The organism is Roseicella aerolata, assembly GCF_020523605.1.
Lineage (GTDB): Bacteria > Pseudomonadota > Alphaproteobacteria > Acetobacterales > Acetobacteraceae > Paracraurococcus > Paracraurococcus aerolatus.
Map to the genome: position 1 here is coordinate 1 of NZ_JAJAQI010000067.1, position 19,597 is coordinate 19,597.

Consider the following 19,597-nt stretch of genomic DNA (forward strand, 5'->3'; position numbering starts at 1 on the left):
CGCCATGTCCAACACTCCCACCGCCCCCGACCAAAGGCCCGAGGCTAGCGTCCGAACATGGGTCAACTCTCAGTGGCAACTTAACCCCAAACCGGGTCAGCTCTCAGTGGCAATCAACACTCAAGAGCCTTGAGCTCGACCGATTAGTGGAGGACGGCGAGCGTGATCACACTTTCTTTGCGGTCGAGGAGCCGGAGGCCCATCTCCATCCGCACGTGCAGCGGCTCGTGTATCGCTACTTCCTCGGCGGCAACGACCAGGAACTCGCATCACCGGTCACCACCATCCTCACCACGCATTCGCCCCACATTGCCAGCGTAACGCCGATCCGCTCGATCGTGCTGCTGCGTCACGACGCAGCCAATAACGCCACGGTCGCGGTTTCCACCGCCAACACGCCATTGACCGCGCGCGACGAGGCTGATCTCCAGCGCTATATCGACGTCAGCCGCGGCGAGATTTTCTTTGCGCGCGGCGTGATTCTGGTGGAAGGCGATGCGGAGCGCTTCCTAGTACCGGCCTTCGCAGATGCGCTCGATATCCCGCTCGACATGCTGGGTATCTCAGTCTGCTCGGTCGGGGGCACAAATTTCACGCCCTATGTGAAGCTGCTCGGCCATCAAGGCCTCGACATCCCGCACGTCATTCTGACTGACCGCGACCCCAATGGAACGAGGCCGCCCCTCGTGCGAGGGCGTCTCATCCAAGTGCTTGAGTTGGTCGAGGGTGGGGCCGATTACGAGCCCATGGACGCGGATGCTATCATCGCCCGCGCCAAGCCGTTCGGCTACTTCTGCAATACCAACACGCTGGAGCCGGAGCTCTGGGTTGGGGGACTTGCCGAGGAGATGCAGGCGGTACTCCTTCAGGAGCTTTCGCTCGGTCAGAAAACGCGCGAAGAGATTCAGAAGTGGGTCGACGATCCCGCCGTCCTCGATGAGGACAGGCTCATCGCGCTGATCGAGAGGATTGGAAAGGGGCGCTTTGCCCAAGCGCTCGCTCCGCACGTCAGTGAGAGCACCTGTCCGGACTATATCCGCGGTGCGTTGGAGCATATCCGCGATGCCGTTACGTGAGGTCAGCGCAGCCTATCGGCTCCAGTCTTCCGACCTAGCCGGCAATCCCGGTCAGCAGGCCGCGTACGATTCGACTGGTCACTGCGTGGTGCTGGCTGGTCCGGGAAGCGGCAAGACCAAGACGCTGGTGCTTAAGCTCGCGCGCATCCTCGCTGAGGACGTCCGTGCGCCGCGCGGCGCGGCCTGCATCACCTACAGCCAGGAGTGCGCACGCGAGCTGACGCGGCGGCTCGAGCGTATCGGCCTGCGGGAGGCGCGGAACCTGTTCATAGGGACTGTGCATGGCTTCTGCCTGCGTCATCTCCTGATGCCCTATGGGCGGCTGGCGGATCTGCCGGTCGAATTCCCACTCAACGTCGCGACTCAAAGGCAAAGTGACCAGATCCTGAAGCGGGTCGGTGATCGGTTGTTTGGGACGGGCCATCCTCATAAAGCGATAGATCTAGGGAGGCATCGACGCTCGGTGCTCGATCGGACGACGCTAGCCTGGCGCAGTGCAGAGGAGCTGGCCGCCTGGACCGAAGCCTACGAGGCCGAGCTGCGGCGCGACGGACTGATCGACTATGACGACATGGTGGTCTTCGGGCAGAGGCTGATCTCAGAGCACGACTGGGTGCTGCCGCTCGTACAGGCCAAGTTTCCGGTGCTGGCGGTGGACGAGTATCAGGATCTTGGCGTCGCACTCGACCGGATCGTGCGGCGGCTCGCCTTCCAAGGTGGCGTGCGGCTGTTCGCGGTCGGCGACTATGACCAGTCTATCTACGGGTTCACCGGCGCCGACGGGGCACTTCTGGTCGAGCTTGCGGAGCGCGATGATGTCGAGCGGGTGCAGCTCCAGCTCAACTACCGTTCGGCGTCGCGCATCATCAGCGCCTCGGAGATGGCGTTAGGCGAGGCGCGCGGCTACGTCGCCAGCGATTCTAAGCGTCAGGCGGTGATCGCGTTCGTGCACTGCAACGACGGCCTCCAGGGACAAGCGGCGCACGCCATCGCCGCGATCATCCCAGAAGCCCTCGCTGCAAAGCCCGGGCGACGACTCGGCGATATAGCCATTCTCTACAAAGACTTTAAGGTGGGCGACATCGTCGCCGCAGCGGCGGGAGCCGCGGGCTACGACTATGTCCGGGTCGACAACGCAGCGCCGTACAGAAAGGTGGCGCTCACCAGCTGGATCGAGGATTGTGCGGCTTGGTGCGCCGGTGGCTGGCGCGAGGGCCGGCCACAGCTGCGCGGTCTGCTTGACCGCTGGTTAGGCTTCCATCGCGCACGCGTGCCCGACGTGCAGGCTCGTAATGAAGCGCGTCGACTGACTGAGCTGTTGTGGTCGCTACGGGCCGACGCGGGCTTGGCCCGCGACTTCGTCGCTTCGCTCCGCGCCCGCATGCTCGATGCGCTGTTGGCGGCTGAGCCGGCACTTGGCGACCAGCGCGAGCAGGTCGTGCGCATGTCGGCAGCACTTGCCGATGGTGGCGCGCTCGCAGAACTCGATCTTTCGAGCTTGGGCGGCCGCGACGGCTCGCCGCTCCATCTGAACCTGCTGACGCTACACTCGGCAAAGGGGTGCGAGTACGACGTGGTGATCATGGTCGGACTTGACCTCGGCAGCCTGCCCTGGCGGCGCGAGGCGCCGGCGAAGCTGCGCGAGAGCCGGCGCCTCTTCTATGTTGGCCTCACCCGCGCTCGTGACGAGGTCCACATGCTCTATTCGGGGTTCGTCGATACGCCGCGTGGGCGGATGCACTATGGCCGTTCGCCTTTTCTCGGCGAGCTCGAGACTCGCATGTCGGAAGCGGGGACTGCTTGAAGAGCGCGGGGCGACCTTGTGCATTGGCCTCCGATCACCGACCGGTTCGCAAGATCACCAAATTACTCACGGTAAGTGAAATTACCGCTGGCGACGTTGTTCTACTAACCGTCAACCTCGTCGCCTTCTGTTGGCGCCCTCCCCTGCCCCGCCCGCGCCAGAATCTCGCGAGCACGACCCGGCTGCGCCCGCGCTGCGCGCGCGGCGAAGTATCGCTCCGCCTCGGCCTGCGCGCCGACGCGCGCGGCGATGGCGGTGGCGATGTACTGGTTAAGGCTGACACCCGCGGCCTCGGCCTGCGCGGCCGCGCGCTCCTTCAGGTCGTCGGGCAGCCGCAGCGGGAAACTGCTCATCGCCTCATCCTCCTCAGCACGTCGGCCGGTCGCTCGGCCGGGATGCCAAACCGCGCCGCGCCGTCGCGCAGGTCAGCCAGGTTGAACGTGGCGATGACGTCGGCGCCGCCGTTCACCGCCGTCTCCAGCACCAGGTCGTCGTCCGGGTCGCGTGCGCCTGGCCGGACGCGGAAGTCGAACGCCACGGGCACGCAGACGCCGGCGAGTTCGTCGAGCACCGCCAGCACCTCCTCCACCGAGATGCCTGCCATCTCGAGCACGGACGCGCGCGTGAGTACGGCCTCGTACTCGAGGATCAGCGGCGTCGACAGCAGGAGGCGCAGTTCCCCGTCGAGCGCCGCGAGCAGGAGCCGGCGGGACGCGCCGGCGGCGCTTGCGAAGCCGGCGACCATCACGTCGGTGTCCAGGACAACCCGCAGGATCATGACGTCGTATATGACATCACCACCATCCTATCGTCCACTCCCAACCGTTGTCACGTATCGTCAAACGAGCGTTTGGAAACGTGACAAACCGGCAGGGAAGGGGGTAAGTCACCCCCGCGATGCCATCCGACGCTAGGAATTCCGTCCAGCCGATGCCCGCCGGCCCGGCAGGGCCGGTCCGCTTCGTCGCGTACTACCGGGTCAGCACCGAGCGGCAGGGGCGCTCCGGCCTCGGCCTCGACGCCCAGCGCGAGGCGGTGGCGCGCCACGTCGCCGCCGCCGGCGGCGAGGTCGTCGCCGACTTCCAAGAGGTCGAGAGCGGCAAGAGGAACGACCGGCCGCAGCTGGCGGCGGCGCTCGCGGCCTGCCGCGCGCAGCGCGCGACGCTGCTGATCGCCAAGCTCGACCGCCTGGCGCGCAACGCGCGCTTCCTGCTCGGCGTCGTCGAGGGCAGCGGCGAGGGAGGCGTGGTGTTCTGCGACCTGCCGACGGTGCCGCCCGGCCCGGTCGGCAAGTTCCTCGTCACACAGATGGCCGCCGTCGCCGAGCTCGAGGCGGGGCTGATCAGCCAGCGCACCCGCGCCGCGCTCGCCGCGGCGAAGGCGCGGGGCGTGAAGCTCGGCAACCCGTGCCTGCGAGCGGGCACGCCAGAGGCGGCGCGCGCCGCGACCGCCGTGCGCGCCGACGCCTCGCGCGCGCGGGCCGCCGACGTGCTGCCCTACGTGGAGGCGGCGCGGAGCGCCGGCTGCAAGACGCTGCGCGAGGTCGCCGCCGCTCTTACCGCCCGCGGGGTGCCGGCGCCGGCCGGCGGGCGCGCCTGGCACCCGATGCAGGTGAAGCGGGTCGTCGATGCATGTCGCGGATGACGGGTCCCGCCTGGCCGCGCGTCTGGAGCGAGTGGCCGACAACCTGGCCGCGGGACGCCGCGAGACGCCACAACGCTTCATCCCCGTGGCCCGGCACGCCGCCGAGGACGGGCGGCGCCGCCTGGCTCTCGTGCGGCTCCTGCTCTCGGATGCGCTGACCGAGGCCTGCGAGGAGGGCGAGTACTCCGCGACGGCCCTGGCGCTGCTCGCCCGGGTCGCTGCGGCGGTCGGCTCCGAAGGTGATGAGGTAGACGTGACGGCCCTGCGCGGCCTGGAGGGCGACGTCCTCGCCTTGGCACCGCGCATCGGACGGCGCCGGAGCATCCACTGCCACGGCCGGATCGCCGCCGACCGCCGCCTGCTGCTCGCGCGCGCGGTCCTCGACGACGCAAAGGCGTGGGGCAGGGATGGGGCCGCCTGGTACACGCTCTGGCTCGCCATCTCCTACGCGGTGTCCGACTACGAGAGGGACCACTTCGTGACCCTCGGGCCGCGCGTCGAGCGGCGCGTGCGGCGCTTGGCCGCCTGGTGTGGCGCGGCGCGAGCCGCGTTGGCCCGCCCACCGGGCGGGCCGAAAACCCTGGCGGGACCTTCCTGAAATAGGGAAGGGGCAGGGCGGAAGCCCCGCCCCCGGTAGAGTTCAGGCCGCGCCCTTGAGCTCGGCCATGCGCTCGGTCAGCGTCCACAGCGCGCGGTTCAGCCGCACGTCGCCGTCGATGCCGCTCACCTCGCGCGAGGTCACACGGCGCGGCCGGCTGTGCGCGTCGCGGCCCCACGCGGTGAGCCCGCCGCGGATGGCGTTCTCCTGCACCCGGTTGAAGGTGCGCCAGAGGTCGTCGCCGGCGTCGTCCACCCGTCGTGGCGCGAGCAGTTGATCGGCCGTGATCGGCGTCTCGGTCCGGCCCTCGGCGTCGCCGAAGCGCAGGGTCCGCGCCGCCTCGCCGAACGCGCGCTGTTCGTCGCGGTCGAGGGTCACGCCACGCCACGCCTCCGCCGCGTCCAGCGCGCGACGCGCATCATCGAGCACAGCATAGCTACCTTCGACGACTTGCCGCACGACGTCGCCCTTGTGCGGCACGCGCACCTCCGCGCCCTCGCGGTCGGCGACGATCATGCCGTTGAGGCAGACGAGGCGGAACACGCCCGACATGACGCGGTAGGCGCTCGTGCCGTCGTGCGAGTTGAGCAGCACGATCTCGGGGAAGGTCTGCCCGACGCGGCGCTCCGTCGCGGGCCGCGCATCGGCGTGCCGGAAGCGGAGCATGTGCTTGGTGTGCCCGCGCCGCCCCTCGTCGCGGGTGCGCGCCTGGCCCGCCGCCATCGGCAGGAAGCCCGCGTCGCGCATGCCGCGGATCACGTCGGCGGTCGGGATGTAGGCGTAGCGCGCGCTGCGGCTCTCGTGCGCCTCCCCCGCGAAGGCGGAGGGTGCCACGCGGCGGATGTCCTCGTCGGTGAGGGGGGTGACGCCGTCGGGGCGGAGGATGGTGGTGCGGCCGATGAACGACATGGTGTCTGTGCCCTTTCTCTTGCCTCTCGCAGCGGGAAGCAGCCCCGCTGCTTCCCTGGCGTCGCCGAGACCGGGGAAGGAGGGGTGGGCATGCGGGCGGGCGCGGCCGCGGCCTGAGGGAGCGTGGCGCGCAGCGGCATGCGAGCGAGGGGCGCTGCCGTGCCGTAGGCGGCGTGCCGAGGGGGACCTTGGGCAGAGCCCGTGGTCCCCCTGGTCTGGGCCGCGTCCGCGGCCGGAGTGCGGACGCCCCTCGGCGTCCGCCGCGTCAGCGGTCGTGACCCGCAGGGCGGAGACGCCGGCGGCGGCTCCGGGAGCGGCCAACGGGCCAGACCTAACGAAACGCGCGGCCGTGTAGCATAGCAGGACGGAGCGAGAACGCGGCGACGGTCCTGCCCTGCAGATCGGGCGGCTTGCTGTCGCGTCTGGTGTTCAGCGTGCTGTCCTGGGTGTCGGGAAGCGGGTGCTTTCCGTTCAGAAGACAGCAGACTCGGAAGTCACGAGAAACCGAGCAAAATCCTGCACGAAAACAGGTGTCGGATTGGTGACCTGCGCGAAAACCTGCACCCTGACGCCTTCCGACACCCTTATGCTACAGAGACGGATCTTCCGTTGTCTCTGGCCGGTCCGGGCGAGGCTCGGACGGGACGGGGACCGCGCGGCGACGAATTCCCCGGTGTTGCCTGACGCGCTCCGTCCTGGACAGGGCGAAGCTGATCCTGGATGCGCTCCGTAAAGGGGAGGGTGCGGCCAAGCGGCGCAATGCCGCGTGGCTGGCGGAGAAATCCAACCGCAGCGCGATGCGCCCATAGGCCAGACGCCGGGGCGTCAGCGCGCCGCGGTAAGCGGATCTCGGGCGGCGGCCCGCGTGCGGGCGGGGCCGGTCCCATGAATGCAATCGGCTGGTCGGCAATGGAAGCTTGAGCAGCGCGCCTCGTGCGCAGCGTAACATAGTATTGCTACAGGCGCGGACTGTACCGCTCGCGCTTTCCCGCCTGCAGAGTTTGGCTGAGGATGGCGCCTCAGGCGCGGGCACGCGTCGGTCCGCAGGAAGCATTGTCCTCGCTCCTTAGCGCCACGAGGTAGCCCTTGCCCAACAGACCCCCGGCGTCCGGATCGGCACGAACGTCGCGCGGGCGCCGACCGGATGGGCGAGGCCGCAGCCGGACACGGCGCGCTGCCTTCGGTGCGCGGCGACGCGGCAGCGGCGAGACCGATGATTTCGGTAAGCCCCGGCACCGGCCATCGTCGTGACGGAAAGGAGCATCATCGTCGATGGAGTTCGCCAGGACACGCCCAGCAACCAACGCCCGAGGCCGACCCAACCCTCTCGCCGAAGCATGCAGGTGCTGGCCGCCGAACCCGCCAGGTCCGGCTTCGGAATGCATGGGGGGAATCTGGGCGAAGACAAAGACGCGCTGTTGAGCGCGTAGGGAGAGGAAAACGCCGGAATGCGGTTCCACGTTTCTCGATGAGGTACGATCATGTCTCTACTCTCGACGGGGTTCTTCGGCCCCATGGCCGTACTGGCACTGGGTCTGTCCGCGTGCGCGCCTCAGCACCAGACCATGCCGATGGATCACCAGGCGCGCATGGAGCAGTGCCCCGCAATCCTCCGAATGGTGCAGTCGGGGCAGCAGCTTACCGCCGAGCAGCAGAGCATGGTGAGCGGGTGTCAGCACATGGATCACGCCATGGGCTCGGGGCTTGGCCGCTCGACACGGCCATGACGCCGGCGCTCCGTGCAAGCGGAGCCGCGCTCCCCGCGCCACGGGCATGCGCGGTGCCAAGTTGCCGATGAATGGCACGTCCGCCTTCGGTGGTTGCGACTCAAGCGGCGCGGGGTGTCGGGCAGGTTAAAGCCCGCCTCCCTGCGGAGCACCTCACCCCGGTCCATGCAGCGGGCACCGAGCTCCGACAAAGCGTACCGATTAGGTCAGTCCGGGCGCCCGCCGACGAACCGCATGTATGGCCGATGCGGCCCACCGCCGAAGGCGATCACGTCGAAGGCCTCGTCGGGCTGCCCTGGCACTTCCATGCCGGGCGACCCGATCGGCATCCCGGGCACCGCGAGCCCCCTGACGCCAGCAGGCCGGTCGGCGAGCACGCGCTTCACGGCCGCAGCCGGCACGTGCCCTTCGAGGGCTATGCCGTCGACGAAGCCGGCATGGCACGACAGAAGATCGGCTGGAATCCCCAAGGCTCGCCGCATCGGCGCGACGGACGGCACGACGCTGTCCTCGACGTGGAAGCCCTCGGCGCGCATGTGGGCAACCCATGCGCCGCAGCACCCGCAAGTCGGGTCCCGCCAGACGCGCAGGCCCGGTCGCTCTGTACTGGCGCCCGCGGCACCGGCCCGCAATGCGACAGGTCCGGCGAGGCTGCCCCCGGCCAGCAAAAACCCGCGTCTACGCATGAAACGCCTCCGTCGTGCGCTCAGTCACATGGACCCATCCGAGCGGGATACTTGGGCGCACCACCGGATTTTGGCAAGATCAAGACGCCCTGCGTACGGAATGCCTGGTTCGCCGTAAGGCAAGCGCTGTTCGCGCGTCCATCCAGACACAGCGCGCGAACTAAACGGGACGAGACTTGCGCCATCAACGAGAGGACACATGCCATGCGCATGCCGCCTGCCTTCCTCGCCTGTATCACGCTCGCGGCGGTCGCCGCCGGACCCCGCATCGTACAGGCTCGAACCGAGCCGCAGCCGCTGCACCTGGCGATGATGGACATGATGCCGATGGGGGGAGGCCAGATGCCCCCTTCCCCTGCGGCCCAAGCGCCCGCCGCCGGCGGGATGCCCGGGATGATGGGCGACGACGCCATGCGGATGGGGCCCGGCGCTCAGGGCCAGGCGCCGGCGGGCATGCCGGGCATGTCGAATAGCGCAACGGGTGCCCTGCAGGGCCAGGCGCCCATGGCCATGGTCCCGATGGGTACCATGCAGATGCCGGAGGGCGGCGGCACCGTCGTCGTCATGTGCCCGATGATGGCGATGATGCAGGGCATGATGCGCATGGGCGGCGGCCCGCAGGCCGGCGCGATGCCTGCCCAGCCTCCCGCGGCGCCGGGTGCCGGGATGTCGATGCCGGGCGGGAACCCCTCCGGCTCCGCGCAGCGCCTCGAAGGCCGCATTGCCCAGATGCGCGCAGAACTCCGCATCACGGACGCCCAGGCGGCGGCCTGGGATGCCTTCGCCGCCGCCCTCCGCGCCGGCCGCGAGCACCTCGATGCCGCCCGCGACGCGCTGCACGGCGCGAACACCGCCGCCGATCCCATGGCGCGGCTGGTGGGCTACGAGAACCACATCGCCGCGCGGCTGGAGGCCATTCGGACCACGCGCCTCGCCTTCAATGCCCTCTTCGCCCAACTCGACGACGCCCAGAAGCGCATCGCCACGACCTTGATGCTGCCCTTCATCGGGACCTTCTAGGGCATGGTTCTGGGGCGGACGGCCGTTGGCGTAGAAGCGCGCCGCCGCGTCATCACGGCCGTCGGCTCCAGGCCAGGCGCACTACGTTGGGCCATGCTGGCGACTGCCATCCTTGGCGCTGGATGTGGTCGGCTGACACCCGTTCCCGGTTGTCCAGGTGCCTTCCGGCCTCGCATGAGCGCCCGGAGGGATGCGGCCGACATGCCGGGCGCCGGCCTTGGCGGTGTGACCGGGCGCAGGGCGGCGCGGAGTACGGAACAGGCTGCCGCCGTCATTGCCCTGGTCGTGGCCACCCTCCTGGCATCGGGCAGTGCCGGCGCGCAGACCGAGCCGGGGGACCATGCCGCACATCACCCTGGGGCCGGCACTGCCCCGCAGCAGGCCCCGGCGCCGAGCCTGGCTCCGCCGGGGGCCGCACAGCCGGGGCAGAGCTGCGGCACAGGCATGGGCATGATGGGCTGCATGGGTGGCCCGCCGCGCCCGTTCTTCTCCTCGCTCCTCGACATGCCCGCGCTCACGCCAGATGCACGACGGCTTGTGTCCGGCGAGGCCGAGCGGCGCATCGGCTGGGGTACGCAGGCCATCGCCGCCGGCCATGCCCGCCTCGAGGCGGCGCTGGAAGCAGACGATGCGGCGGCCGCCCGGCTGGCCGCCCAGTCGGTCCGCGACGGCGTGCTGCAAGTCGAGAGCGGGACCGGGATGCTGCGCGCGGTGGCCGAGGGCCAGCCGCCGCGTGACCTGGCGCTCGCCTGGTTCCGCGACCAGCTGAGCGTGCCCGCCGCCGCGGCCGCGGTTGACCATGGAGGGGCCCCGTGGGGCCTTTCGTGGTACCATCTGACGACGATGGCCGCGCTGTCCGCGGCTCTCCTGGCGGCCCTGGCGATCCAGGCTGCACGAACGCGCCGGATCGGTGAGCTGATGCGGGCGCTGACGGCGGCGCCCCGCCCCGCACCTGCGGCGGCACCGCCGGGCCCGGCGCCGGCCGCTCCGCCCGCGCCCGCCGCGCCGTTGCCGGGTCCAGCAGTGCCCGCCGAGGCGACGCCGACGGCCCCGCCCCGGCTGTGGCGCGGGAAGCTCCGCGTCGTGGCGGTCTTCCCCGAAACCCCGGACGTCAAAACCTTCCGCCTAATGGATCCCGCCTACGGGCTCATTCCCTTCCGTTTCACCCCGGGGCAGTTCCTCACCCTCACGGTCGAAGCGGACGGCCGGCGGGTGAGCCGCTCCTACACCATCGCGTCCCCGCCGACGCGGGTCGATCATGTCGAGATCACCGTGAAGCGGGAGGAGCATGGCGAGGTGTCGCGCCACCTGCACGACGCCACTGCAGTCGGCGACCTGGTCGAGGTTGCCGCTCCCGGCGGTGCCTTCACCTTCACGGGACAGGAAGCTGGCGACATCGTGCTGATCGCCGGCGGCGTCGGCATCACGCCAATGATGAGCGTGATCCGCACTCTGACGGACCGCGCCTGGCCTGGCGAGATCCACCTCCTCTACGGCGCGCGCACGACGCGCGACTTCATCTTCCGCGACGAGCTGGAGTACCTGCAGCGCCGTCATCTGAAGCTTCATGTCGCAGCCACCATGCGCCGGGCCGAGGGAACTTCCTGGATGGGCCCGGAGGGCGTGATCTCGAAGGAGTTCATCGCGCGCACCGTGCCGGACATCGCCCGCCGGCGCGTCCACCTCTGCGGCCCCCCGCCGATGATGGAGGCGGTGAAGGCAGCGCTGGCCGAGCTCGGCGTGCCCCCTGCGAACGTGCGGACCGAGGCCTTCGGCCCTGCCCGCGGGCAGGCGCCGGCCCCGGCGAGCACGGCGCCCGCTGCCCTGCCGCCTCAGGCCCAGGCAGCGCCCCCGGCCAGCACCACGCTAGCCGCTTCTCTGCCCCCTGTGCCGGATAACCAGAAGGCTGCCTCAGCCACCGTCACCTTCTCGAAATCAGAGCGCATCGCACCACTGGCGCGCGGCCAGACCGTGCTGGAGGCGGCCGAGGCCGCCGGCGTGGCGATCGACTACTCTTGCCGCGTCGGCATCTGCGGCACCTGCATGGTGCCGCTTCGCGCCGGGGTGGTGACGATGGAGGTGGAAGACGGTCTGCCGCCCGGGGAGAAGGCGAAGGGGATGATCCTGGCCTGCCAAGCCAAGTCCGAAGGCGACCTGGTGGTCGAGGCCTAAGCTTGAGCGCAACCGAGAAGCTCGCGGTCGGCGCGCTGTTCAGCGCGCTCCTGCTCATCGCGCCTGGGTTCGTCCTGCACCAGGCGCCACGCTTCCCGGGCAGCCTGCCAGGCAGCCTGCTGGGCATCGCCGCGGCGTTACTCTTCGTGCTGCTGCTTGCCTACACCCTGGTCAAGCGCATTCCCTGGCTACGGCGCCGCGTCGGACCCGGGGCTGTGCTGTCCTTTCACGTCTACGCCGGCGTCGTCGGCGCGCTGCTCGGCATCCTGCACAGCGGTCACGCCTATCGTAGCCCGCTGGGCGTGGCGCTGGTCGTGGCGATGCTGGCCGTCGTCGGCAGTGGCTTCGTCGGGCGCTACTATCTGCTGCACGTTGGGGCGGAGCTGAAGGACCAGCGCGCGGCGCTGGAGGCGATGCAGGCGCGCTACGCGGCATTTGCCACCGTGCCCTCCGCCGCGGTTGTGCCGGCGGACGAGGGGAGCGCCCGTCGCCTTGCCGCCGCGATTGCCGACTTGGAATGGGCGATCGCGCGGCGCGATGCCTTGAAGCGCGCACTCTCGCGCTGGACCGTGATGCACGTGGCGGCGGCGCTGGCGATGTACGCGCTGCTCGCCCTGCATGCCTGGAGCGGCTTCTACTACGGCCTGCGGTGGCTCGCGCCGTGAAGCCGAGGACGCTGCTCTACGCGGCCCTCGGGGCCGGCGGGCTCGCCGCGGCGGTGCTGGTGCCGGTGCTCCTCCTGCGCGGTGGTTCGGGCGCCGTGCCCGGTTGGGCCGCCGCCACGTCGCCCGGTCCGCTATCGGCCGCGCACGCCTTCCTCGGCGAGCAGTGCGAGGCCTGCCACGTCCCGCTGCGCGGTCCCGAGCCAACCCCGTGCCTGACCTGCCACGCGGCGGATGCGCCGCAGCTGGTGACGCGGCCCGCGACGGCGTTCCACGCGGGGATCGGCACCTGCGCGGGGTGCCATGTCGAGCACCTGGGCCGAGAGCGGCGCCCCATCCTCATGGACCATGCCGTGCTGGCCCGTAGCGGCCATGCCCGCGCGGCTGCGGAGGGGACGCCGAAGAACGGATTCCGGCATGCCCTCGACCAGCTACGCCTCCTGCTCGGCGACGGCGTTGCTGATCTTTCGCAGGACGTCGGCCGGCAGGGGCGGTCACTGCCGGCTGCCCAGGCCGCGCGGCTGGACTGTGCCGGCTGCCACACCTACCAGGATCCGCACCGCCGGTTGCTCGGCCGCGACTGCCAGGCCTGCCACGCGACAGGCGCCTGGTCCGTGCCCGGCTACCGCCATCCCTCGCCGAGGTCCGAGGACTGCGTCCAGTGCCACCAGGCGCCGCCGAGCCACTACATGATGCATTTCGAGATGATGGACCGGGGCATCACCGGCCAGATGCATGCCCGCGTGGAGCAGTGCTTCCTCTGCCACCAGACCGATTCCTGGAACAACATCCGCGGCCTGGGGTGGTACAAGCATCATTGACCGAAGTGCGCGGCAGGAACCGCCGGCTCTCCGTGTCGGAGGTCGTGGCACGCATCTTCTTCGGCAGCAGCAACGTCGCCACGACACCCTGACCTGCGGGACTCTCGATCGTGAGGTCGCCTCCGTGCGCTACCGCGATGGCGCGCGCAATGGGCAGACCGAGACCACTGCCGCCTCCCGCCGCACGGGCACGGTCGCCCCGGAAGAACGGTGTCATGATGAGCGGGAGATCGCTCGCCGGGATGCCTGGACCGTTGTCCCCGACCCGGATGGCCAGATCGGAGCCACGGTTCTCGACCGCGATCCAGGGCGCGCGACCATGGGTCACCGCATTGGAGATCAGGTTTCCGATGGCGCGCTTGAGCGCGGTGGGGCGGCCCTCGATGACCACGTCGTCCATGCGCAGCTCCGCAACTGCCTGGCCGGTCGAGGCGAACTCGTCCACGAGGGTCTGGACGATGGACGCCACGTGCAGCATGCGTGCGGGTTCGCTTTCGTGTCCGCCGCGAAGGAAGGCGAGCACGTCCGTGACCATGGCCTCGATCTCGGCCAGGTCACGTTGGATCACCTGCCGCTGCTCGCCGTCCGGCATCTCGGCCGCGCGAAGCTTGAGACGGGAGACCGGCGACATGACGTCGTGCGACAGGGCCGCCAGGGCAAGCGTGCGCTGCCGCAGTGCGGCGCGCACCCGGTCCGCCATGTCATTCAGGCGCCGCGCGAGCGTGCGCACCTCCTCCGGAGCGTGGTCGCTGACCGCCGGCAGAGCCTCCTCCAACGACAGGCCCTGGACCGCCGTCGAGAGCGCCGTCAGCGGAGCGGTGGCGGAGCGCAGGGCCAACGCAGCAGCCCCCAGGACGAACAGCGCCGCACTTGCCGCAAAACCGTACAAGACAGCAGTATCCACTGCCAGGAGGTTGAAGGACGACATTCGGACCAACAGATGCGAGCCGTCCGGGAAGTCCGCGATCGCGGCGACTCCGAGAATGCGCTTCTGATCGGCATCAATCGTGCCGGGCCGGATCCGTACCGCCGTCGGAAACCACGACAGCTCGCGGATGCGATCGCTCAAGGGAACCCAGCGGACATGCTCGTTGCCCCAGGGGTCGGGTACGTTCACTGGCAGCCAATGCACCTCGAGGTCGGGCCGCGACAATCCGTGCGCGATCGCGTCGCGGTCCCACTCCGGCGCGGCCGCGACCGAGTCCATGAGGCTCGACAATTGCCGGGCCAGGATTTCCTCGGTGGCCTTGTCCACTGTCCGTGCGAGCAGAACTGCGTGGATTGCTGCCATTGCGAGGAATAGCAGCAGGAGCGCCGCGCAAAGCGCCGCCAGCGTCCGTCCGGCGAGCGAGCGCGGCAGGAGGCCCATCATGCCCATTCCACCGTGCTGCCGAAAAGGTAGCCTATGCCCCGCACGGTCTTGATGAGCTGCGCACCCTCCTCCGCATTGGTGGCGAGCTTGGCGCGAAGCCGGCTGATCTGGGCGTCGATGGAGCGCTCAAGGCCTCCGAACGGGCGGTTCCTGGCGAGGTCGAGGAGCTGATCCCGCATGAGTATGCGCCCGGGCCGCTCGACAAAGGCCAGCAGCAGGTCGAACTCACCCGTCGTCAGCTCCACAACCACCCCATCGGGACGGACGAGCTCACGGCTCCGCAGATCGATCTGCCATCCGCGGAAATGCGCGACGTCCCGTGCGCCCTGGGCTTGCGACCGCCCGCCGGCGCGGCGCAGCACGGCACGGATCCGCGCGATTAGTTCCCTCGGATCCGCAGGCTTCACGATGAAATCGTCTGCCCCGAGCTCAAGGCCGATGACCCGGTCGGACGCGTCCGCGAGCGCGGTGAGCAGGATGATCGGGACGGAACAAGCGGCACGAAGCTCCCGACAGAGGTCGTAGCCGGAGCGCCCCGGCAGCATGACATCCAGGACGACAAGATCCACCGAAGCCGAGCGCAAGGCCTGCTGCATCTCGACACCGTTCCGCGCCCCGGACGCGCGAAAGCCGCTCCTCCGCAGCAGGCCGAGCAGCAGTGGGCGAAGCTCGCTGTCGTCCTCGACGACGAGGATGTGGTAACCGTCGCCGGCCAGGATCTGGCATTCCCCGTCAGCTGGGCCATGGGACTTGGCAGTTGGAGATACAGGTGATGCCGTCATGGTTGGCTGAACCGCCCTCGCACGCACGCTTGCGGCGCTGATGCATGCGCTCTCCCATCACGTCAGGTCGGCAGCGGAAGCGCCGCGCTTACCGCAGTCCCACATCCGAGAGCGCACCAGAAAGGAAGCGCAGGCGTCAATCCCGTGCCGACCTGCAGCAATGATTTGAAAAGAGCGCGGAAAGTGGGCGGGCCGCTCGCCGCCGTAGCGGCGGAGCGGACCCCGCCCGCCCATCGCGCCGACTAGCGGCTGGACTGTACCGACGGCGCCTGGACCGCGGCGGCCTCCCACGTCACGAGGTCGGGGGCCATCACCATGTTCAGGTGCGTCACCACGGCCTTCACCGGCGCGCCGGTCGCGCGGTCGATCCAGACATGCTGGTCGTAGGTGTAGGTGGAGCCGATGATGGCGAAGTTTCGTTCCAGGCGGATGGTGTCGAAGGTGCCCGCGGTGGTCGTGACTGGACCCATGCCGCCGATCCGCCAGGTCTCCAGCACATGCACTGAATTGTGGTCGCGGCTTGGCGTGAAGTAGTCCACCTGCACCTGCCCGCCCGTCTGGCCGGTGGCCGCGGCGTTCATCAGCCTGGCGAGGCCCGCCTTGCCGGACCGGTAGATCGGGCTCGCCGCGTTCCAGTTGCCGAAGACCAGCCTCTGCCCCGTGGTGGTCAGGCAGACCAGCGGATCGCTCGGGTCGGTGCCGCGATAGGCGACACGGCTGCCGTCCGAGCGCTCGACCACGGTGCCCGGCGCCGGGCAGCGGTACTGCCAGGACTGCGCCTGCGCCGCGAGCGGCGCGAGGGCCGTCAGGGCTCCGACAATGAAGGCTGCTTTGAGCATGGGTCACTCCTTCCGATTGGCGAAGGTCGTCCCGGTACCGCCTTCGGCAGCCCTAAGCTCGCTCTCCCGCTTTGCCCCTAGGTTGCGGCATGCCATCATTTTGTTGCGCTTTTGTGACGCGCCTTTGCCCGTGCCGCTCCGTGCGCCGCTGCGGCGGCGGGCCCGGGCATGATTCGAGAAGCCGGGCCAAGGGCAGCCCCGGGATATCAGCGTCCCCCGCGCGGAAAGCTGCCTTGCTGAGGCTCATGGCCATGCTCGACCGTGAGGCCGCCTTCACCGCCGGAATTGCCGGTGATCCGGCTGCCCTGCGCGAAGCCCGCGCCCAATCCGCCACCTGGAGGGTGTGCCATTTCCGCGTCGGCCAGGCCGCTGCCCGTGATCCTGAAGCTGGGCGTGCCGCCTCCCGCTCCCGCCGTCGTGCCACCCATCATCGCGGCGTGGTCCATATCGTAATTCCCGTCGCCGGTGGGATTGAGGCGTGGCTGTCCCGCGGCGGAGGCAACGTCCAGGACCGCGCCAATCGCGGCGAGCGCGATCAAGCGCCTCATCATCGGCATGCGCGGCATCGCTGTGTCTCCCGTGTCTCGCTGCCGCGGCTTGCACGCGGCAGGCTTGCTCGAGCGGCGTCGCCAGGCGTTCGGAGAGGGTCTCGTCGCTGCCCTGGTGGCGCCTGTCGTCGGGATGACGGTATCGTTGTCGCGTTGCGCTGTGGTTGGCGGATGCCATCAGTTCATGCGGGCTGCACAGCTAGTACCCGGGGCCCGGAATTGGTCGGCCGCTCTGCCTCCGTCGTGGTTCGGCAGCGTGAATGCCTCGCAGCGAGTTCGTGTCGTCGTGGAACAGTCGGGCGGCTCGTCGTCCGTGTTCTGCCGTTCGTGGTCGCCGCCCTCTCCGCCAGCCTCGTCGGCCTCGTCATCGTCCGCCGGCTCGGGCGGGAGGTCCTCGTCGCGGATGAAGCCCCGCTCCACCCGTACGCCCTCGCCCCAGGGATCGAGCGACACCACTGCGCCGGCGAGGGCGAGCGCCTCGGCCGGCCAGCGCGTCTCGCCGGCCTCCAACGCCGCAAGCTCGGCCTCGATGGCTTCAAGCCTGTCCGCGGCTTCGCCTTCCGGGCTTTCGCCACCCTCGGCCGCGATGGCGTCGTATTCCTCCGCCAACGCCTCCCGCCGCCGCTCCTGTTCCTCCGTCAGCGGCACCGCCTCGGGCCGCGCCCGCCGCATGCGCCAGAGCCGGTCGTGCGGGAAGTCACGCGCGACCTCCACCCACCGCCAGCCCTCAGCGCGCACCGCCTCAGCCGCGAGGTCGAGCTTCGCCTGGATTAGATCGTCCAGCAGGCCCGGGTTGCTGATCCAGCCGCCACCGTCCTCCGTGTTGAACAGGTCGCGCTCGATCAGGCCGCCGGCCATCTCGTACGCCGCGAGACCGGCGATCCGTACCCGCCGGTCGGTCAGCGGCACGCGCCCCTCGGTCAGCAGGCGCCGGATCGTGGCGGGATGTCCGTGCCCGGCGGTCTGCCGCCAGACGCGCTCCTGCGCCGCTGCGTCGTCCGTCACTGCGAAGGCAGTCACTGCCTCAAGGGTCAGGTCGCCGGCCCGGTAGGCTTTCATGATCGAGGGCGCCACCGCCGCCAGCCGCAGCCGCTGCCGCACGGTGAGGACGGAGACGCCGAAGCGCCGCGCGATCCGCTCCGGGGAGTGCCCCTCCCCTGCCAGCTTGGCGAAGGCCTCGAACTGGTCGGCCGGATGCATGGCGATCCGCACAACGTTCTCCGCAAGGCTCGCCTCGGTGGCATCATCGTCCTCCACCACGCGGCAGGGGATGCGCGCCGTGCGGCCGATCCGGCCCGCCTCGGCCAGCCGCCGCAGCGCCGCGAGCCGCCGTCCGCCCGCAATGACGAAGTAGCGCCCCGTCCAGCCGCCGCGCGGCCCGACCTCGCGCCGCACGTTGAGATTCTGCAGCAGGCCATGCGCCCGGATGGACGCGGCCAGCTCGTCGAGCCCCTCCCCTGCCCCGGTGCGCCGCACGTTCTCGGGCGCGGGGTGCAACCGGTTGAGAGGCACGCTGATGGTGGCTGCCGCCGGGCCGGTGTTGCGTGTCATGTGATGCTTCTCCTTCGTCGCAGCGGGAAGCAGCCCCGCTGCTTCCCTGGCGTCGCCGAGACCGGGGAAGGAGGGGTGGGCATGCGGGCGGGCGCGGCCGCGGCCTGAGGGAGCGTGGCGCGCAGCGGCATGCGAGCGAGGGGCGCTGCCGTGCCGTAGGCGGCGTGCCGAGGGGGACCTTGGGCAGAGCCCGTGGTCCCCCTGGTCTGGGCCGCGTCCGCGGCCGGAGTGCGGACGCCCCTCGGCGTCCGCCGCGTCAGCGGTCGTGACCCGCAGGGCGGAGACGCCGGCGGCGGCTCCGGGAGCGGCCAACGGCCGCGAGTAGGGCGCGGCCCCCGACAACGGAGGGGGAGACGCCATCTCCGTCTGCTGGACGCGGAGCGGCACGGCCCGGTAAGCCATGACGATGGACACGCCGGATGAGGGGGAAGCCCGAACGATCAGGGGCGCGGGACGCCCGCCGTGGGAGCTGCATCCCGCCCTGATCGAGGAGCGGCTCTCGGCGTGCGCGCGCCTCCTCGCGCGTGGGCGCGCGGACGCGGTCGCCATGGCCGACCCCTGGGCCGGCGACGACGCCTGGTCCATCGGCTGCCGCGCCTACTCCTTCTCGCGCAACCGCCTCCGCCAGGCGGCAGAGGGCGGGCGCTACAAATGGCTCGGCGTGCTCGATGCCACGCACCACTTTATCTTCCTGATCGACGGCGTGCCGGTCCGCTTCTTCCGCGGCGACGCCGACGAGCCGACGAAGCGCACGCTGCGCCAGCAGGAGACCGAGGCGCGGCAGCTCGCCCTCGCCCTCGGCGACGCCGAATCGGCCGAGGGGTTGATGTTCCGCCTCGCCGTGGAGACCGGCGAGGGCGGCGAGGTGACGCGGGTGGTGTTCCTCGCGCTCCGAGGCGAGGACGGCGCTGTGGAGTGCTTCTGGCCTGTCCCCCTCGATAACGCGGACGTGTCGGCGCCGCCGCGGCGGAACGCCGGGGCGGGACTGCCGCCGCCGCTGGCGACTGGCATGATCAGGCGCGGCGCGTGATTCCAGTCTCACGTTTCTGACCGTTCTTACGAGTCCGGTTTTGTTCCTCACGATAGAGTGACGCTGAAAGTAGGGTTTCGCGTGCCCACACGCCATGATTGCAGATTGTATTTAGGCAGCCGCCGTCGGTAGCATCCGCCCTCGCCAGTCCAGAGGGGTCCGACCGTGGTGCAGTTTTCAGTAATCTGCAACCGCGGCGCTCACGGCCTCGCTGCCTCCGGGCGCCTCGCGCGAATCGGCCCGCTGGCAGTATCCGTGCGGAGATTTACGGTAAGGCCCTGAGCAGGGCCGTGCGCGCCGGTGACGGGCGTTGGTTCATGATAAAGATGTCTTTGTCGTGAGTAACCGGCCGGCAC

At 70.0% G+C, this 19,597-nt stretch carries 18 protein-coding genes; 9 read left to right on the forward strand and 9 right to left on the reverse strand.

The window, feature by feature from the left end:
* Positions 1 to 146: 146 nt before the first annotated feature.
* On the forward strand, positions 147 to 1,076 hold the full coding sequence (locus LHA35_RS25725; protein ID WP_226613831.1) for an ATP-dependent nuclease: 930 nt from the start codon (positions 147 to 149) through the stop codon (positions 1,074 to 1,076).
* Positions 1,063 to 2,880, forward strand: a complete 1,818-nt coding sequence (locus tag LHA35_RS25730; protein WP_226613833.1) for an ATP-dependent helicase — start codon at positions 1,063 to 1,065, stop codon at positions 2,878 to 2,880. Before LHA35_RS25725 ends, LHA35_RS25730 begins: the two co-directional genes overlap by 14 nt.
* 104 nt (positions 2,881 to 2,984) lie before the next feature.
* On the opposite strand, the gene LHA35_RS25735 is transcribed toward LHA35_RS25730, so the two are convergent.
* Together LHA35_RS25735 and LHA35_RS25740 are read right to left on the reverse strand one after the other, a co-directional pair.
* Entirely contained in the window at positions 2,985 to 3,233 is a 249-nt protein-coding gene (locus LHA35_RS25735) for a toxin-antitoxin system HicB family antitoxin (RefSeq protein WP_226613835.1), read from the reverse strand.
* Positions 3,230 to 3,658 (reverse strand): putative toxin-antitoxin system toxin component, PIN family, encoded by a 429-nt coding sequence (locus LHA35_RS25740; protein WP_226613836.1) that lies wholly within the window; start codon positions 3,656 to 3,658, stop codon positions 3,230 to 3,232. Before LHA35_RS25740 ends, LHA35_RS25735 begins: the two co-directional genes overlap by 4 nt.
* Before the next feature lie 152 nt (positions 3,659 to 3,810).
* Between LHA35_RS25740 and LHA35_RS25745 the strand changes: the two genes are divergently transcribed.
* A complete protein-coding gene (locus LHA35_RS25745) occupies positions 3,811 to 4,524 on the forward strand; it encodes a recombinase family protein (protein ID WP_226613838.1) in 714 nt (237 codons plus the stop codon).
* A gap of 31 nt (positions 4,525 to 4,555) precedes the next feature.
* Positions 4,556 to 5,122: a hypothetical protein gene (locus LHA35_RS25750; protein WP_226613840.1), complete on the forward strand. Its 567-nt coding sequence runs from the start codon at positions 4,556 to 4,558 to the stop codon at positions 5,120 to 5,122.
* 42 nt (positions 5,123 to 5,164) lie between these two features.
* Here LHA35_RS25750 and LHA35_RS25755 read toward each other — a convergent pair whose 3' ends face one another.
* Together LHA35_RS25755 and LHA35_RS25760 are read right to left on the reverse strand one after the other, a co-directional pair.
* Positions 5,165 to 6,031, reverse strand: coding sequence for a DUF932 domain-containing protein (locus tag LHA35_RS25755; protein WP_226613842.1), 867 nt, complete (start codon positions 6,029 to 6,031; stop codon positions 5,165 to 5,167).
* Between the two features lie 1,933 nt (positions 6,032 to 7,964).
* Positions 7,965 to 8,294: a DUF411 domain-containing protein gene (locus LHA35_RS25760; RefSeq protein WP_226613844.1), complete on the reverse strand. Its 330-nt coding sequence runs from the start codon at positions 8,292 to 8,294 to the stop codon at positions 7,965 to 7,967.
* Between the two features lie 201 nt (positions 8,295 to 8,495).
* Between LHA35_RS25760 and LHA35_RS25765 the strand changes: the two genes are divergently transcribed.
* From LHA35_RS25765 to LHA35_RS25780, 4 genes are all read left to right on the forward strand, one after another.
* Entirely contained in the window at positions 8,496 to 9,464 is a 969-nt protein-coding gene (locus LHA35_RS25765; RefSeq protein WP_226613846.1) for a Spy/CpxP family protein refolding chaperone, read from the forward strand.
* A 201-nt stretch (positions 9,465 to 9,665) separates the two neighbouring features.
* On the forward strand, positions 9,666 to 11,636 hold the full coding sequence (locus LHA35_RS25770) for a 2Fe-2S iron-sulfur cluster-binding protein (RefSeq protein WP_226613847.1): 1,971 nt from the start codon (positions 9,666 to 9,668) through the stop codon (positions 11,634 to 11,636).
* Between the two features lie 2 nt (positions 11,637 to 11,638).
* On the forward strand, positions 11,639 to 12,301 hold the full coding sequence (locus LHA35_RS25775; protein WP_226613849.1) for a hypothetical protein: 663 nt from the start codon (positions 11,639 to 11,641) through the stop codon (positions 12,299 to 12,301).
* A complete protein-coding gene (locus tag LHA35_RS25780) occupies positions 12,286 to 13,119 on the forward strand; it encodes a cytochrome c3 family protein (protein WP_226613850.1) in 834 nt (277 codons plus the stop codon). The genes LHA35_RS25775 and LHA35_RS25780 overlap by 16 nt, the downstream gene beginning before the upstream one ends.
* Here LHA35_RS25780 and LHA35_RS25785 read toward each other — a convergent pair.
* The 5 genes from LHA35_RS25785 to LHA35_RS25805 form a co-directional block, all read right to left on the reverse strand.
* Positions 13,019 to 14,491, reverse strand: coding sequence for a sensor histidine kinase (locus tag LHA35_RS25785; RefSeq protein ID WP_226613851.1), 1,473 nt, complete (start codon positions 14,489 to 14,491; stop codon positions 13,019 to 13,021). The genes LHA35_RS25780 and LHA35_RS25785 overlap by 101 nt on opposite strands.
* The gene (locus LHA35_RS25790; RefSeq protein WP_226613852.1) at positions 14,488 to 15,273 is read right to left on the reverse strand and encodes a response regulator; all 786 of its coding nucleotides are present in this window, start codon (positions 15,271 to 15,273) and stop codon (positions 14,488 to 14,490) included. The genes LHA35_RS25785 and LHA35_RS25790 overlap by 4 nt, the downstream gene beginning before the upstream one ends.
* A gap of 242 nt (positions 15,274 to 15,515) precedes the next feature.
* Entirely contained in the window at positions 15,516 to 16,112 is a 597-nt protein-coding gene (locus LHA35_RS25795) for a hypothetical protein (protein ID WP_226613853.1), read from the reverse strand.
* Positions 16,113 to 16,318: 206 nt separating this feature from the next.
* A complete protein-coding gene (locus LHA35_RS25800) occupies positions 16,319 to 16,678 on the reverse strand; it encodes a hypothetical protein (RefSeq protein ID WP_226613854.1) in 360 nt (119 codons plus the stop codon).
* A 159-nt stretch (positions 16,679 to 16,837) separates the two neighbouring features.
* Positions 16,838 to 18,211, reverse strand: coding sequence for a ParB/RepB/Spo0J family partition protein (locus LHA35_RS25805; RefSeq protein ID WP_226613855.1), 1,374 nt, complete (start codon positions 18,209 to 18,211; stop codon positions 16,838 to 16,840).
* 547 nt (positions 18,212 to 18,758) lie between these two features.
* Between LHA35_RS25805 and LHA35_RS25810 the strand changes: the two genes are divergently transcribed.
* Positions 18,759 to 19,241, forward strand: coding sequence for a hypothetical protein (locus LHA35_RS25810; RefSeq protein ID WP_226613856.1), 483 nt, complete (start codon positions 18,759 to 18,761; stop codon positions 19,239 to 19,241).
* Positions 19,242 to 19,597 lie beyond the last annotated feature (356 nt).

What these genes read in the sequence shown, in the direction of transcription:
- LHA35_RS25800 (WP_226613854.1), bottom strand. Translation starts at nt 16,678, where the DNA reads ATGCCGCGCATGCCGATGATGAGGCGCTTGATCGCGCTCGCCGCGATT.
- LHA35_RS25790 (WP_226613852.1), bottom strand. Translation starts at nt 15,273, where the DNA reads ATGACGGCATCACCTGTATCTCCAACTGCCAAGTCCCATGGCCCAGCT.
- LHA35_RS25770 (WP_226613847.1), top strand. Translation starts at nt 9,666, where the DNA reads ATGCCGGGCGCCGGCCTTGGCGGTGTGACCGGGCGCAGGGCGGCGCGG.
- LHA35_RS25745 (WP_226613838.1), top strand. Translation starts at nt 3,811, where the DNA reads ATGCCCGCCGGCCCGGCAGGGCCGGTCCGCTTCGTCGCGTACTACCGG.
- LHA35_RS25785 (WP_226613851.1), bottom strand. Translation starts at nt 14,491, where the DNA reads ATGATGGGCCTCCTGCCGCGCTCGCTCGCCGGACGGACGCTGGCGGCG.
- LHA35_RS25805 (WP_226613855.1), bottom strand. Translation starts at nt 18,211, where the DNA reads ATGACACGCAACACCGGCCCGGCGGCAGCCACCATCAGCGTGCCTCTC.
- LHA35_RS25755 (WP_226613842.1), bottom strand. Translation starts at nt 6,031, where the DNA reads ATGTCGTTCATCGGCCGCACCACCATCCTCCGCCCCGACGGCGTCACC.
- LHA35_RS25760 (WP_226613844.1), bottom strand. Translation starts at nt 8,294, where the DNA reads ATGCGCGCCGAGGGCTTCCACGTCGAGGACAGCGTCGTGCCGTCCGTC.
- LHA35_RS25795 (WP_226613853.1), bottom strand. Translation starts at nt 16,112, where the DNA reads ATGCTCAAAGCAGCCTTCATTGTCGGAGCCCTGACGGCCCTCGCGCCG.
- LHA35_RS25730 (WP_226613833.1), top strand. Translation starts at nt 1,063, where the DNA reads ATGCCGTTACGTGAGGTCAGCGCAGCCTATCGGCTCCAGTCTTCCGAC.
- LHA35_RS25735 (WP_226613835.1), bottom strand. Translation starts at nt 3,233, where the DNA reads ATGAGCAGTTTCCCGCTGCGGCTGCCCGACGACCTGAAGGAGCGCGCG.
- LHA35_RS25810 (WP_226613856.1), top strand. Translation starts at nt 18,759, where the DNA reads ATGGCCGACCCCTGGGCCGGCGACGACGCCTGGTCCATCGGCTGCCGC.
- LHA35_RS25740 (WP_226613836.1), bottom strand. Translation starts at nt 3,658, where the DNA reads ATGATCCTGCGGGTTGTCCTGGACACCGACGTGATGGTCGCCGGCTTC.